This window comes from Pedobacter sp. AC163 (assembly GCF_979258665.1).
This window is the reverse complement of sequence record NZ_OZ409872.1, coordinates 2,633,080-2,653,836: the sequence shown is the minus strand read 5'-3', so window position 1 is coordinate 2,653,836 and position 20,757 is coordinate 2,633,080. Positions and strand designations below refer to the sequence as shown.

Here is a 20,757-nt window from a genome sequence, read left to right as displayed (position 1 = left end):
ACAAATGGATAGTAAACGTGAAAGAAACTTTGATTTAGCCTTGATCATGAGAAAAAAATCACATAAATACTTTAAACCTCACAGTTTACACTATGAGGTTTAAAGGGCTTGATCAAAATAAGAAACTATTTTTTCTTATGTCTGTTTTTTCTTAAACGTTTTTTACGTTTGTGGGTAGCCATTTTATGTCTTTTTCTTTTTTTACCGCTTGGCATAGTTTTAAGTTTTAAATGTTTTTATTAATCCGTTAATTAATTTTTATTCTTTAGTTCAGCCACTTTCTTATCAATGAATGATGATAGAGTTGGGTTAGCTGCTAATTTTTTGCTGTCTAAGTAAGCATCAACTGCTTCTTTGTTTCTGCCTAAATTTTCTAAGGCTGTACCTAAGTAAAAGTAAGCTTCAGGTGTTGGTGATGTTGCAATAACCGTTTTAAAACGTGGTATCGCTTTATCAAACTGACCTGATTTAATAGAAAAGATTCCTAAGTTCATATTGGCCTTAACATTTTTAGGCTCTTTAGCAACCACTTCAAGCAGCATTGCAATACCTTGCATTGGTGCGCCCAAACCGTTTACTATTGTAACACCTAAACCTGTTTTTGCTTCTATATTCGTAGAATCTGTTTCTAATGCTTTTTTGTAAGATATATTGGCCTTTTGCAGTAATGCTGGTTGTGCCAAGCTATCTTGTGTACTTTCAAAAGCCTTTATAAATTGATTTCCTGCTGCTAACCACGTTTTAGTTGATGGTTCGCCTTGTGCAACAACTTCTAAATAAAGTGCTGATGGTGTGATTTGCTCAACATCATCCCATTTCTGAGCCAATTGTTTTGCGAAATCAAGTTTCTCTGTTCCTTTAGCGCCTTTGTAACTGTTTTCTAATGCGGTAATATCAGTAGCTAAATTTTTGTTTAGTACATTCTTTGCAGCTGTAGAAGAAGTTTCGATGCTAAGTGCAGATGAAGTAGAAGAACTTTCTGCTCCAGCCATCTGGCCGCTTGCAGGCATTTTTCCGTTCTCTTCAGTTGGTTTAACTAAACCTTTAATGTCTCTGGTAAATAAAAAAGCAACAAGCAATAAAACTGCTCCAATAATGATGATTTGTTTTGATCTTATGCTGCTATTCATAAATTAAGACTTAGGCTTCTACACTAATTTTTTTCGAGTTGCTTTTCACTTTATCAACAAAAACTTTTGCTGGTTTAAAGCTAGGTACAAAGTGTTCTGGGATAATTATTGCAGTGTTTTTAGAGATGTTTCTAGCAGTTTTTTGCGCTCTCTTTTTAACAACAAAGCTTCCGAAGCCTCTTACATAAACATTTTCACCGCCAATCATACTCGTTTTGATAACCTTGAAAAATGCCTCAACTGTTTCCTGTACATCAACCTTCTCAATTCCGGTTTTTGTTGATATTTCTGAAATAATATCTGCCTTAGTCATATTTACTTATTTATATATATTGTGTTTTATATTACTACTGTTTTGGGGTTGCAAAAGTATTGCTTTTTAATGAGATAGGGAAATAAAAGATGATTTTTTTATCAGTTAAGTTATCACTCGATTGCAAGTTTTTTTTTTAACCGATAATTACACCGTAATTTGCAGTAATGACATTCCAAAATGAATTGATAAATTGGTATCAATCAAACAAAAGAGATTTGCCTTGGCGGCATACAAAAGATGCCTATACCATCTGGTTATCAGAGATTATACTACAGCAAACCCGTGTTGAACAAGGCTTACCATATTTCAATAAATTCTTAGAAAACTTCCCAACTGTCCAAGACTTTGCAGCTGCTACAGAAACAAAAGTTTTGAAGCTTTGGCAAGGATTAGGTTACTACTCCAGAGGGAGAAACATGCATGCAAGTGCGCAAATTGTAGTCAATAATTTCAATGGAATCTTCCCAAGCCTGCATGATGACCTATTAAAGTTAAAAGGGATTGGTGAGTACACGGCAGCAGCAATCTCCTCATTTTCATCTGGAGAAGCAAGGGCAGTTGTTGATGGAAATGTATTTAGGGTACTTGCCCGGTATTTTGGCATCAGTACAGCGATTAATTCTCCGGCAGGGAAGAAGACATTTTTTGCTTTGGCCAATGAGTTATTGTATCAGGAAGATCCTGCTTTGTACAACCAGGCCATTATGGAATTTGGGGCAATACAATGCAAGCCGAAATCTCCAAATTGTAATGTTTGCCCATTAAATCAAAGTTGCTATGCGCTAAAAAATAACCTGGTTAATGCTTTACCTGTTAAAATTAAAAAGGCGACCCAAAAACATCGTTTTTTAGAGTATTTTATTTGCCAATCAAATGATAAGATTTTGGTCAGAGAACGTCAGGCTGGTGATATATGGCAGCATTTGTATGATTTTCCCAGCATCGACATGGAGGAGCAGATCCCTTGGACAGACATTTCTTTCGAAGAAAAACTAAAATCTACATTTGGATCAGGAGCTGAGGTATCATTTATCGCTACGAAAAAACATATATTAACACACCAAATTATCCATTTACGTTTTTTTGCTTTAAAAAATTATATATTTAACTTTAGTAAACAAAAGGAACTTAATTGGGTTTCCTTAAGTGAATTGGATGATCTGCCACAACCGAAAGTTATTCATGATTTTATAAAAGAATATCTTCTGGAGAAATGAATGGAGTAACTAACCATTGAGGCGATTTTATTATTTATAAAAAAAAACTAACCAAAATATTTATGTCTGGCATCAACAAAGTTATTTTAGTAGGCCACTTAGGCAAAGACCCGGAAGTACGTCATTTAGATGGCGGTGTAACTGTAGCCAGTTTTCCTTTGGCTACATCAGAAACCTATAACAAGGATGGGAAAAGAGTTGAACAAACCGAATGGCATAATATTGTATTGTGGCGTGGCCTTGCAGAGGTGGCATCAAAATATCTTCAAAAAGGAAAATTGGTTTATATTGAAGGGAAACTCAGAACACGTTCTTTTGAAGACAAAGAGAAGGTAAAGAAATATGTTACCGAGATTGTTGCGGAAAATTTTACAATGTTAGGCCGAAAAAGTGACTTTGAGCAAAGTCCTACTGCCGCCGTGCCGCAAAGTACAGAGTCTAAGATTCAGGATGAGTTTACCATTGGTCCCTCAGATGAAAATGGAGACTTACCCTTTTAAAGCTTTTTATGGATAATAAAAGTAAATTGGTACATCCGCTTTTTGTATCAATTTCACTTTTAATTATTACGATTATTATCTCAAATATACTTTTAACAATACCTTTATGGGAAAGCTATCAGATTTTGTTGGTCTGTTTGCTTTCCCATTTTTTTGGAGTGTTGTTTTTCCAGCTAAGGCAAAACGAATTCATATTGCCACGGCAGTGCTGTTTGTTTTTTAGAAGGCAGAATGTGCACAGCCTGTAATTGATCAAAAAGCACTGAGTTTTCTTCATCCTGAAGTGTTACTACAAAGAAAACCCTTCTGAAAATTTGAAGCCTTTCAAAATATATGGCAGGTGGAAAACAGTATCCTCTTCCAGAAATCAGCATACATTTGAAATTAGGGAAAAATATTATTATGATGTAGATCCAGATAGTGAACTAGCGAAATATGAAATTCGGGATAGCATGATTATTATTGCTCACCCCAAATTAAAAAGGCAAGGTAGGATTGTACAGCTAGACAATAGAAGTTTGACGATTAAATGGGATAATAAAGAGGTCTTGAAATATGAGAAACTTTATGATTAGACCTGCTCAGTTTTCATGAACAGGTCTAATGATTTTATTCTACTGTAACTGATTTTGCCAGATTTCTTGGCTGATCTACGTTACAGCCTCTCATTACCGCGATATGATAGGATAATAGTTGTAAAGGTATAGTGGCCAATAAAGGTAAGAAAGCTTCATTCGCATCAGGAATTTCGATACAATAATCTGCCATTTTCTTTACTTCAGTATCACCTTCGGTTACTATTGCAATTACTTTTCCTTTCCTGGCTTTAACCTCCTGAATATTGCTGATTACCTTCTCGTATGATGAATTTTGTGTTGCAATAAATACTACGGGCATCTCCTCATCTATTAAAGCGATTGGGCCGTGCTTCATTTCGGCAGCAGGATAACCTTCTGCATGGATGTAAGAAATTTCTTTAAGCTTTAACGCACCTTCTAATGCAACGGGGAAACCACTTCCTCTGCCTAAAAATAGACAATTAGTAGAGTCTTTTATTTTTTCCGCCACTTGTTTGATAATATCGTTAGATTCAAGGGCTTTTTGGATTTTCTCTGGAATATTATCAAGCTCGGTAAGTAGCTCGATCATTTTCGAAGTGGTAATTGTGCCTTTCTGTTGCGCCATGTAAAAAGCCATCAGCGTAAGTACAGTAACCTGGGCCGTAAAAGCTTTAGTTGATGCTACACCAATCTCTGGTCCGGCGTGAGTATAAACACCAGCATGTGATAGTCTTGGAATTGAGGCTCCGGCAACATTGCAAATACCGAAAATAGTAGCTCCACGTTCTTTAGCCATTTCAATGGCTGCCATGGTATCTGCTGTTTCGCCAGATTGCGAAATGGCAATTACTACATCTTTCTCCGAAATGATTGGGTTGCGATACCTAAATTCGGAAGCATATTCAACTTCAACAGGGATCCGGGCGTATTCTTCAATCAAATATTCCCCAACCAAACCAGCATGCCAAGAAGTACCACATGCTACGATGATGATTCGGTCTATATTTTTTAATTTCTCCGCAAATTCTTTTATCCCGCCTAATTGAACCTTTCCTTCTTCCGGATAAATACGCCCACGCATACAATCTTTAATAGATCTAGGTTGCTCGTATATTTCTTTTAGCATGAAATGGTCAAAGCCGCCTTTTTCAAGCATTTCTAACTTAAGCTCTAACTCTTGAATAAGAGGCGTTTGTACTACATTGTCCAATTGCTTAACTAAAAGATCATTTTTAGTGATCAAAGCAATTTCGTTATCCTTCAGGTAGATAACATTTTTTGTATATTCTATGATTGGAGTAGCATCAGAAGCAATAAAATATTCACCTTTACCTACACCGATTACCATCGGGCTTCCTTTTCTAGCTGCGATTAAGCGGTCTGGATTCTCTTTATCCATGATTACAATAGCGTAAGCGCCACTTACTTCATGCAAAGCCAAACGTACAGCTTCCAACAAATCAATCTGCTCAATTTTTTGAATTTCTTCAATCAGGTGAATCAGTACTTCTGTATCAGTATCACTATTAAACTCATGTCCACGGGCAACTAGTTCTTCTTTCAAAGTAGCATAGTTCTCAATAATGCCATTGTGGATAATAGATAATTTCTGGTTGTTTGACGTATGTGGATGAGAATTACGATCAGAGGGAACGCCGTGGGTTGCCCATCTGGTATGGCCCATACCAATGGATCCAGAACGATCCTGACTTTCAGCAAACTCTTCAAGTACGGCTACTTTTCCTGCTTTTTTATAAATATGCTGACCACCTTCATTCATCAGGGCAATACCTGCGCTATCGTAACCGCGATATTCTAGTCTTTTTAATCCTTTAAGTACTATTGGCCAAGCTTCCCTATAGCCTATGTATCCTACTATTCCACACATAAAAATTTGAGATATAATTAATCGGACGAATATACAAAACAAACGTTTGTTTTGTATTGTAAACAAAAATTTACATCGCAAAAAAAAAGCCTTGACCATGATAATGGTCAAGGCTTCAAGAATAATTTGAATTTCTTAATTTATTTTGGTATAATAAATATTGAGTTTGATTTTATTAGTGGCGTTTCCTGCAGATCCAATTACCGCTCTGCCTGCTGATGTAACATCGGGCAAAACATAGGCATTTGTTGGTGATGTAGGTGTTACCAATGATGTTGGCGCCAAGAATGTACCGTAATCAGTTAATTTTTTATCGATAAGATCTTGCACATATGATGTTACAATAAACACATATCTATTTTTTAATGAATCAAAATATCCATCAAAGTAAGGCCCGGTAATAGATGAGCGGGGATCATTAGGATTATTATCTGGTAAAAATGTAGGTTGCTCTGCAATATCCCAACGGTAAAGTGAAAGCCGTTGCGCAGGTGCAAATGGATTGGCAAAAGTACCAGCGCTTAAATCAATAACCAACTCTGCTTTATTTACCAGCGCTTTGCCATAAGTATTGGTAAAGTTAGCAAGTGTTGGGAAAGAAATCTTCGTTTTTAAGCCCGCTAAACCTTGTAGGTAAGTCACGTTGTACTGCGTATTTGCATTTGCCGGAAGCAATTGTGTAGCTACATCAGTACCGGTATAATCATGTTTGATATTAGCTGCGGCGTTAGTTGCCGCTAAAGGGAAATTCACGGATACTGTATCTTTGCCATTTGAGGTATTTGTTTTTTTATAAACCAATTGCAGATACGAACTTGTGCTTGCAAAGTTTAAAAAAGCTACGCCACCAGAACCTGTAGTGTTTTGTTTGTTTACCTCAGCATATAAACCTTTGAAATAGTCTACAAACTTAGCTTCAGTTGATGTTGCAGCAGAAGCCAGGTTCAAGATCGTAGATTGTATAAAATCTTTATCCAGTTTAATCCTGATTTGTGCGGGTACAGTTTTTAAAGTATCTGCCTTTCCTGCAATAATATCAAATACTTTGATTTTTGTTTTTGGAAAAATTTTACTGTTAAAATTACCTAACAATTGAGCATTATGTGCCTGCACATCCGAACTCTTGTATTTAGTGATTTTATTAGTTAACTGATAAACATCAATACTATATTTAGTAGTTGCTGTATCTCCGTAAAACTGGCTTCCAAGGTTTAACACCAAGATTGCAGAATCTAATACTGGTGTTGTTCCAAAATCTTTACTCAAAACATCAGGAACAACAGTCATTGCAACACTAGATTCCGTCTTGCCAAAAATAGGATCAACCATGTATCCTAAGGGATAGCCCGTTAAGCCTGATGTATTCACATCGCCTTCTTTAATAGTTTGCGATTTGATCGGCTCATTATTGACCAATGTTCCTGTAATAGCAGTGCTAGGATCCACATCTAAACCCACACCATCAGGGTTTTTACACGATGCAAAAAGAAAAAGACCTATCAACAGGGTTAATAAGTCTTGTTTTGTAAATTTCATATTTAAATAATAATAATACCTTAATTAAGCAAGAGAAACCAATTCGTCATTTGAAATTTCTTCATAAAAATTATAGAAGTTTTCAAAATTCTCGGTTAAGTTAAAAGCTAATGTTGGCTTATTAGAATCTTTAACAAATTTTAACACAGCTGCATCTAAGTTTTCATCTGCTAATACTACTGCATCAGAGTGAGTTATAGCCCCGATGTGCATGCTATTACAATCAGAAGGTAAGAAAGCTTTTGTATCCTCGTCAGTCATGTTAGCCATTACTGCTTTCTTAGCAAAATTAGCGTTCAATTTTTCTTCAAATGAATCCTCATAAACCGAGTAAACAACTTTAGAATTTTTAAACGTTGGGTCGTTTTTGTAAGTAGTTTTAATGTAAGCAGGAACTAAAGAACTCATCCAGCCGTGGCAATGAACGATATCAGGAGCCCAACCTAATTTTTTAACGGTTTCTAAAGCGCCTTTGCAAAAGAAAATTGTACGTTCATCATTGTCGTCAAAGAATTTTCCACTTGCATCTCTAAATACTTGTTTGCGTTGGAAATACTCTTCGTTGTCTAAGAAATAAACCTGCATGCGTGCAGCTGGGATGGATGCTACTTTAATAATTAAGGGGTTATCGTTGTCATCAATAATGATGTTCATTCCCGATAAGCGGATTACTTCGTGTAAACGATTTCTTCTTTCGTTGATGTTACCGAACTTTGGCATCAAGATGCGGATTTCGAATCCTTTTTCTTGCATCGCCTGTGGTAATTGACGTGTGATTTCAGAAATTTTAGTAAGCTCGAGGAAAGGCGACATCTCGTGTGTAACAATCAGCAGCTTCGTTTTTGCCATCTCCATATTCTAAGAAAATATTAAGTTAAATAAAAGATAATGAGCTGCAAAGGTAAGCATAATAATACTATTTATCAATATAGGCAAGCATTTGTTTGGTTTCGTTTAGATTATTTTACACCTTTACTGCTTTAACTTAGATTGTCCAATTGGAAATATTTAAAACCAAATCAGCGCTTAAGGCTTTCTTAAATCCTTTAAAAGCATCGGGTAAAAAAATAGCACTTGTGCCTACAATGGGTGCTTTGCACAATGGCCATATTTCTTTAATTGATTTAGCCAAAGAAAATGCCGACATCATTATCTGTAGCATTTTTGTAAACCCTACCCAATTTACTGATCCAAAGGATTTAGAGAAATATCCTCGCCCCATAGAACATGATTTAGCTATGTTGAACCAGGCGGGTTGCCATGGTGTTTTTATGCCCAACGTAGAAGAAATGTATCCGCAAGGTGCTGATGAAAACTGGCATATTGATTTAGGGAATGCAGAGTTTTTATTAGAGGGTGCTTTTAGAAAAGGTCACTATCAAGGCGTAACTCAAATTGTGAAGAAACTTTTTGATGCTGTTGAACCCGATGTAGCCATGTTCGGGCAAAAAGATTTTCAACAAGTGCTCATGATCAAAAATATGGTGGCTCATTTCAATTTACCCATTACTCTCATCACTTGCCCGATCATTCGCGAAGAGGACGGGCTTGCCATGAGTAGCCGCAATATCCACTTAACGGCTATCGATCGTGAAAATTCTTTAGTGTTGAGTAAATCGTTGCAATTTGTGATCGATAATTTTGAAAAGCTTTCGTTAATGGAACTCGAAAATAGGGCGAAATTATTTTATCAAAACCTTAATGGGGTCGAATTAGATTATTTTACCATTGCGAATGGCGATACGTTAGAACCGGCAAAATTGAAAAACGAAACGAACCTTGTTGCATTGGTGGCCGCCAAAGTAGGTACAACAAGGCTAATCGATAATATGATAATCAAATAAGGGAAGGTGTATAAGTAAGAGTAACTGAGTCTATAACATTGGATGATGTTCTTTGACTTTCTAATTTTAAATTCATTTTTGGATTCAAGGATTTGAAACTCCAGACTTGTACCTAAAAACTCCAAACTGATTACTAACTTTGCCAAATGATTATCACAATATTAAAATCGAAAATACACCGTGTTAAAGTAACGCAGGCCGAATTAAATTACGTTGGTAGTATTACGATTGATGAAGATTTAATGGATGCAGCTAACATTATTGCCAATGAAAAGGTGCAGATTGTAAATAATAATAACGGAGCTCGATTTGAAACTTACGTAATAAAAGGCGAACGCGGTACCGGAACCATTTGTTTAAACGGTGCAACAGCTCGTTTGGCCCAATTAGGTGATGTACTAATCATAATGTCTTATGGCGCTCTCCCAATTGAAGAGGCTAAAAAATATAATCCGATACTTGTATTTCCTGATGATAACAACCATTTGCTAAAATAACTTTGTGACATTTGACCTAAAAACAGCGCTTAAGTATATCATCCTGTTTTTAATAGGAATGGGTGTTTTGTACTTAGCATTTCGCGGTCAGGATTTAGCGAGAATATGGTTGGAGATTAAAACAGCAAACTATTTTTGGGTTGCTACCTCTGCTATTTCTGTTTTAATAGCACATGTTTTAAGAGCCTTAAGGTGGCAAATGCTCTATAAATCCATCCAGTTCAATGTTACATTTTGGAACACCTATCACGCTGTAATTATTGGTTATTTGGCTAATTTAGCCTTGCCTCGTTTCGGTGAAATCGGGCGTTGTTCGGTGATGCAAAAAGTAGAAAGTGTGCCCATGTTTGCTTCAGTAGGCACAGTAATAACCGAGCGGCTTTTCGATGTACTTGTGCTTCTGCTCACAGCTGCAGTTATGGTCATATTTCAATATGATCTGGTTTCCGGATTTTTATACCATACCATTTACCTCAATCTTCTTAATAAAATTTCAAGTATAAGTTTTCTTTGGCTTATAGGCATAGCCATTTTATTGGTTGGTGTTGTTTTTATTTCCATCTATTTTCTTCGGCAAAAGTTTAGCAAAAAGCTGCTGCGGATTTTTGTAAATCTTCGCCAAGGCTTCGGTTCGTACAAAAAATTGAAGCAAAAAGATTTGTTCCTGGTTTACACGCTTGGTATTTGGACGTTTTACTTATTGTCTATGTATTTTGCATTCTCGGCTATTCCATCTACATCCGGGTTGTATTTTGACGCCGCCTTTACAGCAGTTGTATTTTCGGGGTTTGCCATGGCCGCACCGGTGCAGGGTGGAATCGGCGTTTTTCATTGGGTTGTTGCCCAAGCATTAGTATTATACGGCATATCATTTAAAGATGGCTTAGCTTATGCAACCATTATTCACTCTTCGCAGGTTCTACTTATTCTTTTTCTTGGAAGCATTAGTTTATTTATTGTTTTAAGTAAGAAAGCCAAAATCAAATAAATTATTTGGGCGTTTTTACACGCTGTCCGCTGTATCCCCGATGAAAAATCGGGGGATGCCGCTTCCATCCTTAACGCAAAACCCGGCAGATGTAAATTGTTAAAAATATTACTATGCAGCCATAGTAATTCTAATTTGAAATGTTACATTTGTTTACTAACCTTTTATACATAAATGTTATGCATTTCGAATTAAGTGAAGAACAGTTAATGATCCAGCAGGCAGCCCGCGATTTTGCGCAGCAAGAATTGAAGCCTGGTGTAATCGAAAGAGATGAACATCAAAAATTTCCTGCCGAACAAGTTAAAAAACTAGGAGAACTTGGTTTTTTAGGGATGATGGTGAGTGAAAAATATAACGGAAGCGGACTTGATGCCATCTCTTATGTGTTGGTGATGGAAGAGCTTTCGAAGATTGATGCTTCTGCATCTGTAGTGGTTTCTGTAAACAATTCGTTGGTTTGTTACGGTTTGGAGGCATATGCAAATGAAGAACAAAAGGAAAAATATTTGAAGCCTTTGGCTGCAGGAGAAAAAATCGGCGCTTTCTGTTTATCAGAGCCCGAGGCCGGATCTGATGCTACCTCTCAAAGAACAACTGCCGAAGATAAAGGCGATTATTACTTGTTAAACGGAACCAAAAACTGGATTACTAACGGTGGTACTGCATCAACATATCTAGTTATTGCGCAAACCCATCCCGAATTACGGCATAAAGGAATCAATGCTTTTATCGTAGAAAAAGGAATGGAGGGATTTACAATTGGTCCAAAGGAAAATAAACTGGGGATTCGTGGATCGGATACTCATTCTTTAATGTTCAACGATGTTAAAGTACCCAAAGATAACAGGATAGGGGAAGATGGATTTGGTTTCAAGTTCGCGATGAAAACCTTGGAAGGCGGAAGAATTGGTATTGCGGCGCAAGCTTTAGGTATTGCGCAAGGTGCTTTTGAATTGGCTACTCAATATTCAAAAGAACGTAAATCTTTCGGTAAACCAATTTCAGAACATCAAGCTATTGCTTTTAAATTAGCAGATATGGCTACTCAGATTGAAGCCGCAAGATTGCTGGTTTATAAAGCGGCGTGGCTTAAAGATCAAGGTTTGCCTTACACGCAGGCAGGTTCTATGGCGAAATTATTTGCTTCTAAAGTTGCTATGGATGTAACCATTGAAGCGGTACAGGTTCATGGTGGATACGGTTTTGTAAAAGAATATCACGTAGAACGTTTAATGCGTGATGCTAAAATTACCCAGATTTACGAAGGGACTTCAGAAATTCAGAAAATGGTGATTTCAAGGGAAGTAATTAGATAGTCCTAAGTCCGAAGTCTATAGTCTTTAGTCTAAATCGACTGAAGACTACAGACTCAAAACTAGGTATTAATCTTTATCTCCTGCTACTGCGCCGAAAATAGCTTTAATTAATGCAACAATGATAGCTAAGAAAGCAGCTGCTAGGAAACCTGAAGTGTTGAAAGACGTCATCATACTATCTACCAAAAGAATCATCAATACGGTAATGATAAAAGAGACTAAGCCCAAGGTTAAAAAGTTGATCGGGAAGGTTAGTAATCTCAAGATAAAACCAATGGTAGCGTTTGCCAGAGCTATTAAAATTGCGGCAATAAGCGCACTTGTGTAGCCAGATACCTCAACCCCAGGCACCAGTTTTGCCCCGATAAAAAAGGCCAATCCCATCAAAAGGATTTCGATAATTAATCTCATAATGTTTAATTTTGTGAATGTTTAAAAGCTTATTTAAATTTTTGGCTACTGTTGTAACAACATTATTTATTGTTTCATGTTCTGGTACAAACAACAAACCATCAATTAAGTTTTCTAGGGATAGTACGTCAATTATAATTAAAAATTTTGATGAGACAAGCCTCCTGCAGGTCAGAAATGCATATTTAAATGATGCCGATTCGAATAAGTTGGTATCTGTGTTCAAACAAGCTGAAGAATTGGATAGTTTACAAGATGATATTCTGGTCTCGGGGAAATTTAAATTCGCAGGAGACTCCCTTGTTTTTATACCCGGGGAGCCTTTTACCAAAGGTAGCGCCTACATTGTAGAGAGTTATATTGATGTAAAATTTGGCAATGCTGGAAAATTAATTACTGGCAAGGCCAATTATAATCTACAACCACAAAAAGAACTACTTAAGCGGTAAGAATCAGCAGAATAATTAAACGCAGTGTTTGATTTTACATATAATTTTCTTACATTTGCATCGTAATCGAAGAAAAGAGAAGGGGACCGTGTCCCCTTTTTCTATGAAATCAGGTTAAAATATGCAGGTAGAAAAGAGAGTTGCAGCCCTTGTAGAGGAAAAAATTGCAGATCGGCCAGAGCTTTTTTTGGTTGAGGTGAAAATGTTGCCAAACAATAAATTAATTATTCATGTTGATGGTGACGAAGGTATTAGCATACAGGATTGTGTAGCCATAAGCAGGCATGTTGGTTTTCATTTAGAAGAAGAAAACGTAATCGAGCAAGCTTATAATTTAGAAGTTTCTTCGCCAGGTGTTGGCGAGCCTTTGAAGTTAAATCGCCAATATGTTAAAAATATTGGACGCACTTTAAGTATTAAATTAAACGGTGGACTTAAAAAAGAAGGAAAGCTTTTATCGGTTACAGAAAATAACCTAATCATTGAAGAATCGGTTAAAGAAAAAGGGAAAAAAGCGGCTACCGTAGAAACAGAAGTGCCGTTTAATGATATATTAGAAACAAGTGTGTTAATTTCATTTAAATAAAAATGAGTACTACAACAATTAATTTGATCGACTCTTTTCAGGAGTTTAAGGATTTTAAAAATATAGATCGCCCTACGGTGATTAGTGTGTTGGAAGAAGTTTTCCGTAGTATGTTGCGTAAAAAATACGGAACAGACGAAAACTGTGACGTAATTGTGAATCCGGACAACGGGGATTTGGAAATCTGGAGAACGAGAAAGGTAATGGAGGATGGGTTTTCTGAAGATGACGATCTGGAGATTGAACTTGCAGAGGTTTCTAAATTAGACAGTACTTTAGAGGTTGGTGATGATTATATCGAGCAAATTACTTTAGAGAGTTTTGGTCGCAGAGCGATTTTAGCTGCCCGTCAAACTTTGGTTTCTAAAGTATTGGAGTTAGAGAAAGACGAAATCTTCAAAAAATATAAAGATCGTGTAGGTGAAATTATCACCGGCGAGGTTTATCAGGTTTGGAAAAAAGAAACTTTGGTTTTAGATGATGAAGGTAATGAACTTTTAATGCCTAAAACAGAGCAGATTCCTGCAGATTATTTCAAAAAAGGTGATTCTGTAAGAGCGGTAATCTCAAAAGTGGAAATGATCAACGCAAATCCAAAAATTATCATTTCGAGAACAGCACCAGAATTTTTGCAACGTTTGTTCGAACTGGAAGTTCCAGAGATTTTCGACGGTTTAATTACGGTTAAAAAAATTGTTCGTGAACCAGGAGAACGTGCTAAAGTTGCTGTAGAATCTTACGATGATCGTATTGATCCGGTAGGTGCTTGCGTAGGTATGAAAGGATCCCGTATCCATGGTATCGTACGCGAATTGAAAAACGAAAATATTGATGTGATTAACTTCACAAATAACATTTCATTATACATTACCCGTGCTTTAAGCCCGGCAAAAATCACTTCCATTAAATTGGATGATGAAACTAAACATGCATCGGTTTACTTAAAACCAGATCAGGTTTCATTGGCAATCGGACGTGGCGGACATAACATTAAACTGGCTGGTAAATTAACCGGTTACGAAATTGATGTGTATCGCGAAGCTGGTGAAGAAACTGACGAGGATGTGGATCTAGAAGAATTCTCAGATGAGATTGACAGCTGGATCATTGATGAATTAAAGGCTATCGGTTGCGATACTGCTAAAAGTGTGTTAGCACTAACAGTAGAAGATTTGGTAAAACGCACCGACTTAGAAGAAGAAACCATTAAAGAAGTGGTTCAGATTTTACAGTCAGAATTTGAATAAGTGGTGTAATTGCCAAATAAACACTACTTTTGTATTATTAAGAAAAAATAACAGGAGCTAAATGTCAGACGACAAACCAATCATTTTAATTAAAGCTATTAAAGAACTTAATATAGGCATGGGTACGGCCGTTGAGTTTTTAAACAAAAAGGGATTCTCTGCCGAGAAAAGCCCTATGTTTAAACTTACGGGAGACATGTATAATGCCTTATTAAAAGAGTATCAGGGAGATAAGATCGTAAGAGAAGAAGCCAAACAAATAGTGATTGGTAAAATACGTCGTGACGAGCCTGAGACTGAAAAGCCAGTAGAAGCGCCGAAGAAAAATACCGACTTTGAAAAAAGCGATGAGATTCTGATTAAGAATGCTCAGTCATTTAATCCTCCGGCAGAGAAACCTAAGGTTGCTGAAACACCAGCACCTCAGGCAGAAACTCCTGCTCCTGCGGCAGCAGAACCAGTAAAAGAAACTAAGGCTGAAGATAAAGCAGAAGAAACCGGTTTACCAGGTGTGAAAATTGTAGGAAAGATCGATTTAAATGATCTTAACTCGAAAACGCGTCCTTCTAAAAAGGAAGAGGCACCTGTTGCTCCACCTGCACCAGCAGCTAAAGTAGAGGAGCCAGCTAAGCCAGTTGAGCAACCAAAAGCAGAAGAAAAACCTGTAGAGGTTAAAAAGGACCTGCCTGCTGGAGAAGCTCCGGTAGCTCAGCCTGCTCCATCAGCTCCAGTTACTCCAGAAGTTAAAACACCAGAGCCAGCTAAACCAGTTGAACAACCTAAAGCGGAAGAAAAACCTGCTGAGGTTAAACCGGTAAGTAATGAGCCTGAAGTTATAAAAGCACGTACTGTTAAATTAACTGGTCCTAATATTATTGGTAAAATTGTTTTACCAACTACTCCAGATAGAAGAAATGGTCCTGTAGCATCATCTAGCGATAGTGAAGCTGCAAAACGTAAACGTAAACGTAAAAAAACTCCTGGAGCTCCAGGTCAGCCAGGTCAACATGGTGGTCAAGGTCAACAAGGGCAGAACCCTGCAGGCCAGGGTCAGGGTGGTGCACCAGGGCAACCACGTCAACCTTATCAAGGTAACAGGCCAGGGGGTGGTACACCTTATCAAGGTAACCGACCAGCCGGACAAGGCGGAACTCCTTATCAAGGAAATAGAAATAACAACAGACCAGGTTTCCAAAATAGAAATGCTACACCAAGCGGACCTAAAGAAGAACCTACTGAGAAAGAAATTCAAGATCAAATTAAAGCAACACTTGCTCGTTTAAGTGGAGCTGGTAAGTCTGGTAAATTTGCTCAACGTGCTAAATTACGTCGTCAGAAACGTGATGATGTAGCTTACAATGCAGAAGAGGCAGCAAATGAGCTTGAATCTCAATCGAAGATATTAAAGGTAACAGAGTTTGTTACGGCGAATGAGTTGGCGAGCATGATGGATGTTCAGGTAACCAAAATTATTGGTACTTGTATGAGTCTTGGTATGTTCGTATCAATCAATCAACGTTTAGATGCTGAAACTTTAACCATCGTTGCTGATGAGTTTGGTTACGAAATCCAATTCGTTAAACCAGATGAAGACGAGGAAAACGTAATTGAAGAAGTTGATAACGAAGCAGACTTAATCGAAAGAGCCCCGGTTGTTACAATTATGGGTCACGTCGATCACGGTAAAACTTCATTGCTGGATTATATCCGTAAAGCAAATGTGGTTGCTGGTGAGGCAGGTGGTATCACGCAGCACATTGGTGCTTACATGGTAACTACGCCTTCAGGTAAAAAAGTAACTTTCTTAGATACGCCTGGTCACGAGGCCTTTACAGCGATGCGTGCCCGTGGTGCTAAAGTTGCAGATATCGCTATTATCGTTATTGCTGCGGATGATGCAGTGATGCCTCAAACAAAAGAGGCAATTAACCACGCACAAGCGGCAGGCGTTCCATTGGTATTTGCTTTCACAAAAGTGGATAAACCAGGTGCAAATGCAGATAAAGTTCGTGAGCAGTTATCAGTAATGAACATTTTGGTTGAGGATTGGGGTGGTAAATATCAATCACAAGAAATCTCAAGCAAAAGCGGTTTAAATGTTGATTTACTTTTAGATAAAGTATTATTAGAAGCTGAATTATTAGAACTTAAAGCTAATCCGAATAAGAGAGCAACAGGGTCGGTAATTGAATCAGCATTAGATAAAGGTCGTGGTATTGTAACTACGGTATTGGTTCAGGCTGGTACGTTAAGAGTTGGAGATCCAATTTTAGCAGGTAGTTACAGCGGACGTGTAAAAGCGTTAACCAACGAACGTGGTATGAAGGTAGAATCTGCAGGCCCATCGCAACCAGTACAGGTTCTGGGTATGCAAGGCGCACCTACAGCGGGTGATCGTTTCAACGCTTTAGAAAGTGAAACTGAAGCACGTGATATTGCAAACAAACGGATGCAGTTGCAACGTGAGCAAGGTTTACGTACACAGAAACACATTACCCTGGATGAGATCGGTCGTCGTTTAGCGATTGGTAACTTTAAAGAGCTTAACATCATTGTTAAAGGTGATGTGGATGGTTCGATCGAGGCATTAGCCGATTCATTGTTGAAACTATCGACTGAGCAAATCCAAATCAACATCATTAGTAAAGGTGTTGGTCAGATTTCAGAATCTGATGTATTGTTAGCTTCTGCTTCTGATGCGATCATTATCGGTTTCCAGGTTCGTCCATCTACAGGCGCACGTAAGTTAGCTGAAGCTGAACAAATCGATATCCGCTTATATTCGATCATTTACGATGCGATCAACGAGATCAAATCGGCAATGGAAGGGATGTTGGATCCAGAATTTGAAGAGAAAATTGTGGCTAACGTTGAAATTCGCGAAACTTTCAAAATCACTAAAGTGGGTACCATCGCAGGTTGTATGGTATTGGATGGTAAGATCACCCGTAACAGCAAAATCCGTATCGTTAGAGATGGAGTTGTGGTTTACACAGGCGAGTTAGCATCATTGAAACGCTTTAAAGATGATGTGAAAGAAGTGAATAAAGGTTACGAGTGTGGTTTAAACATTCAAAACTTTAACAACATCGAAGTTGGCGATATCGTAGAAGCTTACGAACAAGTAGAAGTAGCTAGGAAATTGTAATATTTCCCATACATAAATGTTAAAGAGTCCTGAATTTATTCGGGACTCTTTTTTTTGTATCAGATTTCATCGTCTAAAATGATCCGATGATAGTGTCTTTTTAAATTTCCAATTATGGACAGATCATCTATTAGGTTTAAAACTCTGGAAAGACGTTTAAATAAGCTAATGCTTACTGGGATGGTAGATAAATAGGCAAAATACACTGTTTATGTTGCGACCAGACCATTAGTCAACATTATGAGTTGCTATAATCGGCTAGTAGTTTTTGTTATACTTGATCACTGGCCAATAATCCATGATATTTTCTTGGATGCCAAAGCAATTAAACGGGCTAAAAAATAAGCAGTTGGATAAACAATCAAAAACCTTACAACTTGTAAGACAACCAGCACATAGACAGATTTTTGATTATCGTGAATTTGTAAAGGCTGAAATATTAATGGTAATAAATAGAATACCAATAACTGATGAATTAAGTAAATTCCAAACGTTGTTTCTCTTGGTTTAAATTTCTTAATAAAACTAAAGTTAGCATATCTAAATAGAAAAACGAACATTACCAACGAATAGAGAATATTAGAAATACGTAGCGTATTAAATGGATCGTTAGGTAAGATGTGCATTAAGTTTACTGATTCTATGCATGAAAGCACAAATGTAAATGCAATAGCTACTGCGAAATGCCAGAATTTAATGTTTTCTACCCATTTACAAAACGTGTCGAAGTTTTGATTTAATTTGAAACCTAGCCATAAGTAAAATATAAAGCCAAACATTGCTATAGTATGCTCCGTTGGAAATATTTGAATATATAGGTTTGCGGAATAGCAAAATGAAAATATGGCTAAGATGCCTCCGAAGATATTTGAAAATAAATATTTCCTAAATACCAGCAAGGTAGCAATGCACACCATAAAGTTTAAGATAAACCAATAGCTTGTATCAGTGGTAATGTGTATAATATTTTCGAAAAATTTACTTACTGGGTTAATAAGTAATTCCATATTATCGGATTTTATATACTTCACATACCAACTTACATAGGTTAGAATAAGCATGGCTGAGCACCAAAACAACCATGGCTTAATGGTATTACTAAAACGCCTTTTAATATATTCTCCTGAGCTGTAACTCGTAAATTTATCGCCGATGAGAAAACCTGAAAGAATAAAAAAAAGTATGGTTCCAAACTTAAAAATCTGAATACTTACTGTTTGAACGATCTGTTCGTTAAGTGTTTCAAAATTTCTACCCCAAAATAATGTGCTGTGTTCCATTACTATTCCGAACATAGAAATGAAGCGCAAATTATCGATAAAACTATAGTCTTTGTTTTTTTTCAGCTCTTGCATTAATTTTTATAGTGGAATACTTTTCTAATATCTTTTTCAAACACATGTTCTTCTTCACCAAGTTCAGCTTTATAACTCACGAAATTTTGGATGTGATCATCATAGTTTTTGAAACAATCCTCTATTAAAGTTATTATTTCATCTATTTTGTTAGGGTCTTTTTCGAACCGGTACACATCAGGAATTGGCATGTCTTCTGAATATTGGGCAGACCCATCTCTGCCAATAATCATAATACATTTCATTATGCAAGCCTCTCTAGGCATGCGTTCCTTACCTGGATGAAAGCCAAAATCAACGTAAACTTTACTGCGATTCATTAAATCTGCAACTCCATCTGCAGTTAGATTTTTAACTGCTACCCAATTGAGGTGACTGCTTTTTGATATGACAGATTCAAGAAAAGCACCATTTTTTTTAGGGTTATATAATATGATATCTTCCTTGATTTGATTTTTCAAAACACGATCAAAGAACGCTGCGTTCATATAATCAGATATTTTTCCACTTATTGAAATGTTATTACTTTTTAAAAATACCTCAGAAAAATAGGAATGTCTGATGTGGTATAAAGGTAGTTTCCGCAACCTAGCAGGAGTTGGAAGCGGAGGATTTATATGCGGATTGATGATTGACTTTAAGGCATAAAATTTCTTTTTCTTAATCTTTTCCTTCCACGGTTCGAGGCACTCCCAATAATAAGATACGCTTAGCCACCAAATTGCTTTCTTCATTCGAGAATAAGCCTTTTGATAGATAGGATATAAGTTAGATTCAGGGATAATCAACAAATGATTTGAACTATTTTCCACTTCAAAAGTGAAGGGTACATTGTAGCTTTTGTATTGTGGATGAACTGGATCTGAATGATTGGATGCAACATAATACATTAAGGCATTGAAGCCAATTTTATTAAGATAGTGACCTAATTGATGCAATGCCTCAGGCCCGCCGGTAGCTAAACCCGCAGGACATTGAATAAATATTTTTGCACCTTGGTTCAATTCTATCATCCCTGGTAGTTTTTGTATTCTTCTACAATAGAATTTAAACCGGCCATACTGTATTTTTCAAGTTCTCTATCCATATGGCCATATTCACGGGCATAATGTGGGCCACACGCATGCAAACAATAGTGATCTCTAATTAAACCGGATTTTAATTTTAGTTTTCTGCTAAACAGGTTTACCAATAGCCCATCTTCAGATTTTGACATATCCAAATTTGTAAGTAGAAACCTAAGTTTGATTTTATTGTAATTTGTTTTCTTAAAGCAAGCACACCATCCGCCAGTTGGGCCTTTTTCAATTACTTTACCACCACTTACTTCTTCAACATAATTTTCTATTGGAGGTTTAGCGCCTAATGTAAATTCGTTTTGTATTACATTTAAAGCAATAAAACCATAGTCAGGAAATGCCTTTAAATAATCAATAAAAAGGTCATCTAATCCCGCAGGAAAGCTAAGTACATCATCATCAACAATGACTACATATTCTCCTTTGGCCATACCAAATAATTTTTTGTAGGCGTTTAGGCCATAATTCTTTTTTCTTCTTATGATTTTTACAAGCGGATTTGACGCATATTGGTCTAAAACAGCTTCTGTCTCATCTGTCGAGCCATTATCCATCACAATTACTTCTGCCTCATTTTTAGCATTGATTGCAGGTAATAATGCTGCTAAACATTTGTCTAAAAACTTATATCGGTTCCAGGTAAGAATAACAAAGCTAATTTTCATTTTTTATATTGATTATGTAACG

The 20,757-nt window shown here is 36.8% G+C and carries 19 protein-coding genes; 10 read left to right on the top strand and 9 right to left on the bottom strand.

Going from position 1 to position 20,757, the window contains the following annotated elements:
• Window positions 1-251: 251 nt before the first annotated feature.
• Together ACZZZK_RS11400 and ACZZZK_RS11395 are read right to left on the bottom strand one after the other, a co-directional pair.
• Window positions 252-1,130, bottom strand: coding sequence for a tetratricopeptide repeat protein (locus ACZZZK_RS11400; protein ID WP_463484234.1), 879 nt, complete (start codon window positions 1,128-1,130; stop codon window positions 252-254).
• 10 nt (window positions 1,131-1,140) lie between these two features.
• Window positions 1,141-1,443, bottom strand: coding sequence for an HU family DNA-binding protein (locus ACZZZK_RS11395; RefSeq protein WP_010601128.1), 303 nt, complete (start codon window positions 1,441-1,443; stop codon window positions 1,141-1,143).
• A 167-nt stretch (window positions 1,444-1,610) separates the two neighbouring features.
• Between ACZZZK_RS11395 and mutY the strand changes: the two genes are divergently transcribed.
• Window positions 1,611-2,663, top strand: coding sequence for an A/G-specific adenine glycosylase (gene mutY / locus ACZZZK_RS11390; RefSeq protein WP_463484233.1), 1,053 nt, complete (start codon window positions 1,611-1,613; stop codon window positions 2,661-2,663).
• Between the two features lie 62 nt (window positions 2,664-2,725).
• A complete protein-coding gene (locus ACZZZK_RS11385) occupies window positions 2,726-3,163 on the top strand; it encodes a single-stranded DNA-binding protein (protein WP_056851136.1) in 438 nt (145 codons plus the stop codon).
• Window positions 3,164-3,772: 609 nt separating this feature from the next.
• Here the strand turns inward: ACZZZK_RS11385 and glmS are convergent.
• From glmS to ACZZZK_RS11370, 3 genes are all read right to left on the bottom strand, one after another.
• Window positions 3,773-5,611, bottom strand: a complete 1,839-nt coding sequence (gene glmS, locus ACZZZK_RS11380) for a glutamine--fructose-6-phosphate transaminase (isomerizing) (RefSeq protein WP_463484232.1) — start codon at window positions 5,609-5,611, stop codon at window positions 3,773-3,775.
• Between the two features lie 135 nt (window positions 5,612-5,746).
• Entirely contained in the window at window positions 5,747-7,147 is a 1,401-nt protein-coding gene (locus tag ACZZZK_RS11375; RefSeq protein ID WP_463484231.1) for a DUF4270 domain-containing protein, read from the bottom strand.
• A 24-nt stretch (window positions 7,148-7,171) separates the two neighbouring features.
• Window positions 7,172-7,996, bottom strand: a complete 825-nt coding sequence (locus ACZZZK_RS11370) for a glycogen/starch synthase (protein ID WP_463484230.1) — start codon at window positions 7,994-7,996, stop codon at window positions 7,172-7,174.
• A 149-nt stretch (window positions 7,997-8,145) separates the two neighbouring features.
• On the opposite strand from ACZZZK_RS11370, the gene panC reads away from it, so the two are divergent.
• From panC to ACZZZK_RS11350, 4 genes are all read left to right on the top strand, one after another.
• Window positions 8,146-8,991 carry a pantoate--beta-alanine ligase gene (gene panC / locus ACZZZK_RS11365; RefSeq protein ID WP_463484229.1) on the top strand — a complete coding sequence of 282 codons (846 nt, stop codon included), beginning with the start codon at window positions 8,146-8,148 and terminating at the stop codon, window positions 8,989-8,991.
• 146 nt (window positions 8,992-9,137) lie between these two features.
• Window positions 9,138-9,488 (top strand): aspartate 1-decarboxylase, encoded by a 351-nt coding sequence (gene panD / locus ACZZZK_RS11360; protein WP_463484228.1) that lies wholly within the window; start codon window positions 9,138-9,140, stop codon window positions 9,486-9,488.
• Between the two features lie 4 nt (window positions 9,489-9,492).
• A complete protein-coding gene (locus tag ACZZZK_RS11355; protein WP_463484227.1) occupies window positions 9,493-10,476 on the top strand; it encodes a lysylphosphatidylglycerol synthase transmembrane domain-containing protein in 984 nt (327 codons plus the stop codon).
• A gap of 179 nt (window positions 10,477-10,655) precedes the next feature.
• Entirely contained in the window at window positions 10,656-11,795 is a 1,140-nt protein-coding gene (locus tag ACZZZK_RS11350) for an acyl-CoA dehydrogenase (RefSeq protein WP_463484226.1), read from the top strand.
• A gap of 66 nt (window positions 11,796-11,861) precedes the next feature.
• Here ACZZZK_RS11350 and ACZZZK_RS11345 read toward each other — a convergent pair whose 3' ends face one another.
• A complete protein-coding gene (locus ACZZZK_RS11345) occupies window positions 11,862-12,206 on the bottom strand; it encodes a phage holin family protein (protein WP_463484225.1) in 345 nt (114 codons plus the stop codon).
• A gap of 17 nt (window positions 12,207-12,223) precedes the next feature.
• Between ACZZZK_RS11345 and ACZZZK_RS11340 the strand changes: the two genes are divergently transcribed.
• The 4 genes from ACZZZK_RS11340 (at window position 12,224) to infB (ending at window position 17,636) form a co-directional block, all read left to right on the top strand.
• A complete protein-coding gene (locus ACZZZK_RS11340) occupies window positions 12,224-12,655 on the top strand; it encodes a hypothetical protein (protein ID WP_463484224.1) in 432 nt (143 codons plus the stop codon).
• 121 nt (window positions 12,656-12,776) lie between these two features.
• Window positions 12,777-13,241 carry a ribosome assembly cofactor RimP gene (gene rimP, locus ACZZZK_RS11335; RefSeq protein ID WP_463484223.1) on the top strand — a complete coding sequence of 155 codons (465 nt, stop codon included), beginning with the start codon at window positions 12,777-12,779 and terminating at the stop codon, window positions 13,239-13,241.
• A gap of 2 nt (window positions 13,242-13,243) precedes the next feature.
• Window positions 13,244-14,488 (top strand): transcription termination factor NusA, encoded by a 1,245-nt coding sequence (nusA, locus tag ACZZZK_RS11330; protein ID WP_056851125.1) that lies wholly within the window; start codon window positions 13,244-13,246, stop codon window positions 14,486-14,488.
• 61 nt (window positions 14,489-14,549) lie between these two features.
• The gene (gene infB / locus ACZZZK_RS11325; RefSeq protein ID WP_463484222.1) at window positions 14,550-17,636 is read left to right on the top strand and encodes a translation initiation factor IF-2; all 3,087 of its coding nucleotides are present in this window, start codon (window positions 14,550-14,552) and stop codon (window positions 17,634-17,636) included.
• Window positions 17,637-17,917: 281 nt separating this feature from the next.
• Here infB and ACZZZK_RS11320 read toward each other — a convergent pair whose 3' ends face one another.
• Genes ACZZZK_RS11320 through ACZZZK_RS11310 form a run of 3 tightly spaced genes read right to left on the bottom strand, consistent with a single transcriptional unit; the run spans window position 17,918 to window position 20,735 of the window.
• Complete coding sequence (locus ACZZZK_RS11320) at window positions 17,918-18,991, bottom strand: acyltransferase family protein (protein ID WP_463484221.1); 1,074 nt, start codon at window positions 18,989-18,991, stop codon at window positions 17,918-17,920.
• Window positions 18,991-20,004, bottom strand: coding sequence for a hypothetical protein (locus ACZZZK_RS11315; RefSeq protein ID WP_463484220.1), 1,014 nt, complete (start codon window positions 20,002-20,004; stop codon window positions 18,991-18,993). Before ACZZZK_RS11315 ends, ACZZZK_RS11320 begins: the two co-directional genes overlap by 1 nt.
• Window positions 20,001-20,735, bottom strand: coding sequence for a glycosyltransferase family 2 protein (locus ACZZZK_RS11310; RefSeq protein WP_463484219.1), 735 nt, complete (start codon window positions 20,733-20,735; stop codon window positions 20,001-20,003). Before ACZZZK_RS11310 ends, ACZZZK_RS11315 begins: the two co-directional genes overlap by 4 nt.
• Window positions 20,736-20,757 lie beyond the last annotated feature (22 nt).

What these genes read in the sequence shown, in the direction of transcription:
- ACZZZK_RS11345 (WP_463484225.1), bottom strand. Translation starts at nt 12,206, where the DNA reads ATGAGATTAATTATCGAAATCCTTTTGATGGGATTGGCCTTTTTTATC.
- ACZZZK_RS11310 (WP_463484219.1), bottom strand. Translation starts at nt 20,735, where the DNA reads ATGAAAATTAGCTTTGTTATTCTTACCTGGAACCGATATAAGTTTTTA.
- glmS (WP_463484232.1), bottom strand. Translation starts at nt 5,611, where the DNA reads ATGTGTGGAATAGTAGGATACATAGGCTATAGGGAAGCTTGGCCAATA.
- ACZZZK_RS11340 (WP_463484224.1), top strand. Translation starts at nt 12,224, where the DNA reads ATGTTTAAAAGCTTATTTAAATTTTTGGCTACTGTTGTAACAACATTA.
- rimP (WP_463484223.1), top strand. Translation starts at nt 12,777, where the DNA reads ATGCAGGTAGAAAAGAGAGTTGCAGCCCTTGTAGAGGAAAAAATTGCA.
- ACZZZK_RS11400 (WP_463484234.1), bottom strand. Translation starts at nt 1,130, where the DNA reads ATGAATAGCAGCATAAGATCAAAACAAATCATCATTATTGGAGCAGTT.
- ACZZZK_RS11385 (WP_056851136.1), top strand. Translation starts at nt 2,726, where the DNA reads ATGTCTGGCATCAACAAAGTTATTTTAGTAGGCCACTTAGGCAAAGAC.
- panD (WP_463484228.1), top strand. Translation starts at nt 9,138, where the DNA reads ATGATTATCACAATATTAAAATCGAAAATACACCGTGTTAAAGTAACG.
- ACZZZK_RS11375 (WP_463484231.1), bottom strand. Translation starts at nt 7,147, where the DNA reads ATGAAATTTACAAAACAAGACTTATTAACCCTGTTGATAGGTCTTTTT.
- ACZZZK_RS11370 (WP_463484230.1), bottom strand. Translation starts at nt 7,996, where the DNA reads ATGGCAAAAACGAAGCTGCTGATTGTTACACACGAGATGTCGCCTTTC.
- ACZZZK_RS11315 (WP_463484220.1), bottom strand. Translation starts at nt 20,004, where the DNA reads ATGATAGAATTGAACCAAGGTGCAAAAATATTTATTCAATGTCCTGCG.
- ACZZZK_RS11350 (WP_463484226.1), top strand. Translation starts at nt 10,656, where the DNA reads ATGCATTTCGAATTAAGTGAAGAACAGTTAATGATCCAGCAGGCAGCC.
- infB (WP_463484222.1), top strand. Translation starts at nt 14,550, where the DNA reads ATGTCAGACGACAAACCAATCATTTTAATTAAAGCTATTAAAGAACTT.
- mutY (WP_463484233.1), top strand. Translation starts at nt 1,611, where the DNA reads ATGACATTCCAAAATGAATTGATAAATTGGTATCAATCAAACAAAAGA.
- ACZZZK_RS11320 (WP_463484221.1), bottom strand. Translation starts at nt 18,991, where the DNA reads ATGCAAGAGCTGAAAAAAAACAAAGACTATAGTTTTATCGATAATTTG.
- ACZZZK_RS11395 (WP_010601128.1), bottom strand. Translation starts at nt 1,443, where the DNA reads ATGACTAAGGCAGATATTATTTCAGAAATATCAACAAAAACCGGAATT.
- nusA (WP_056851125.1), top strand. Translation starts at nt 13,244, where the DNA reads ATGAGTACTACAACAATTAATTTGATCGACTCTTTTCAGGAGTTTAAG.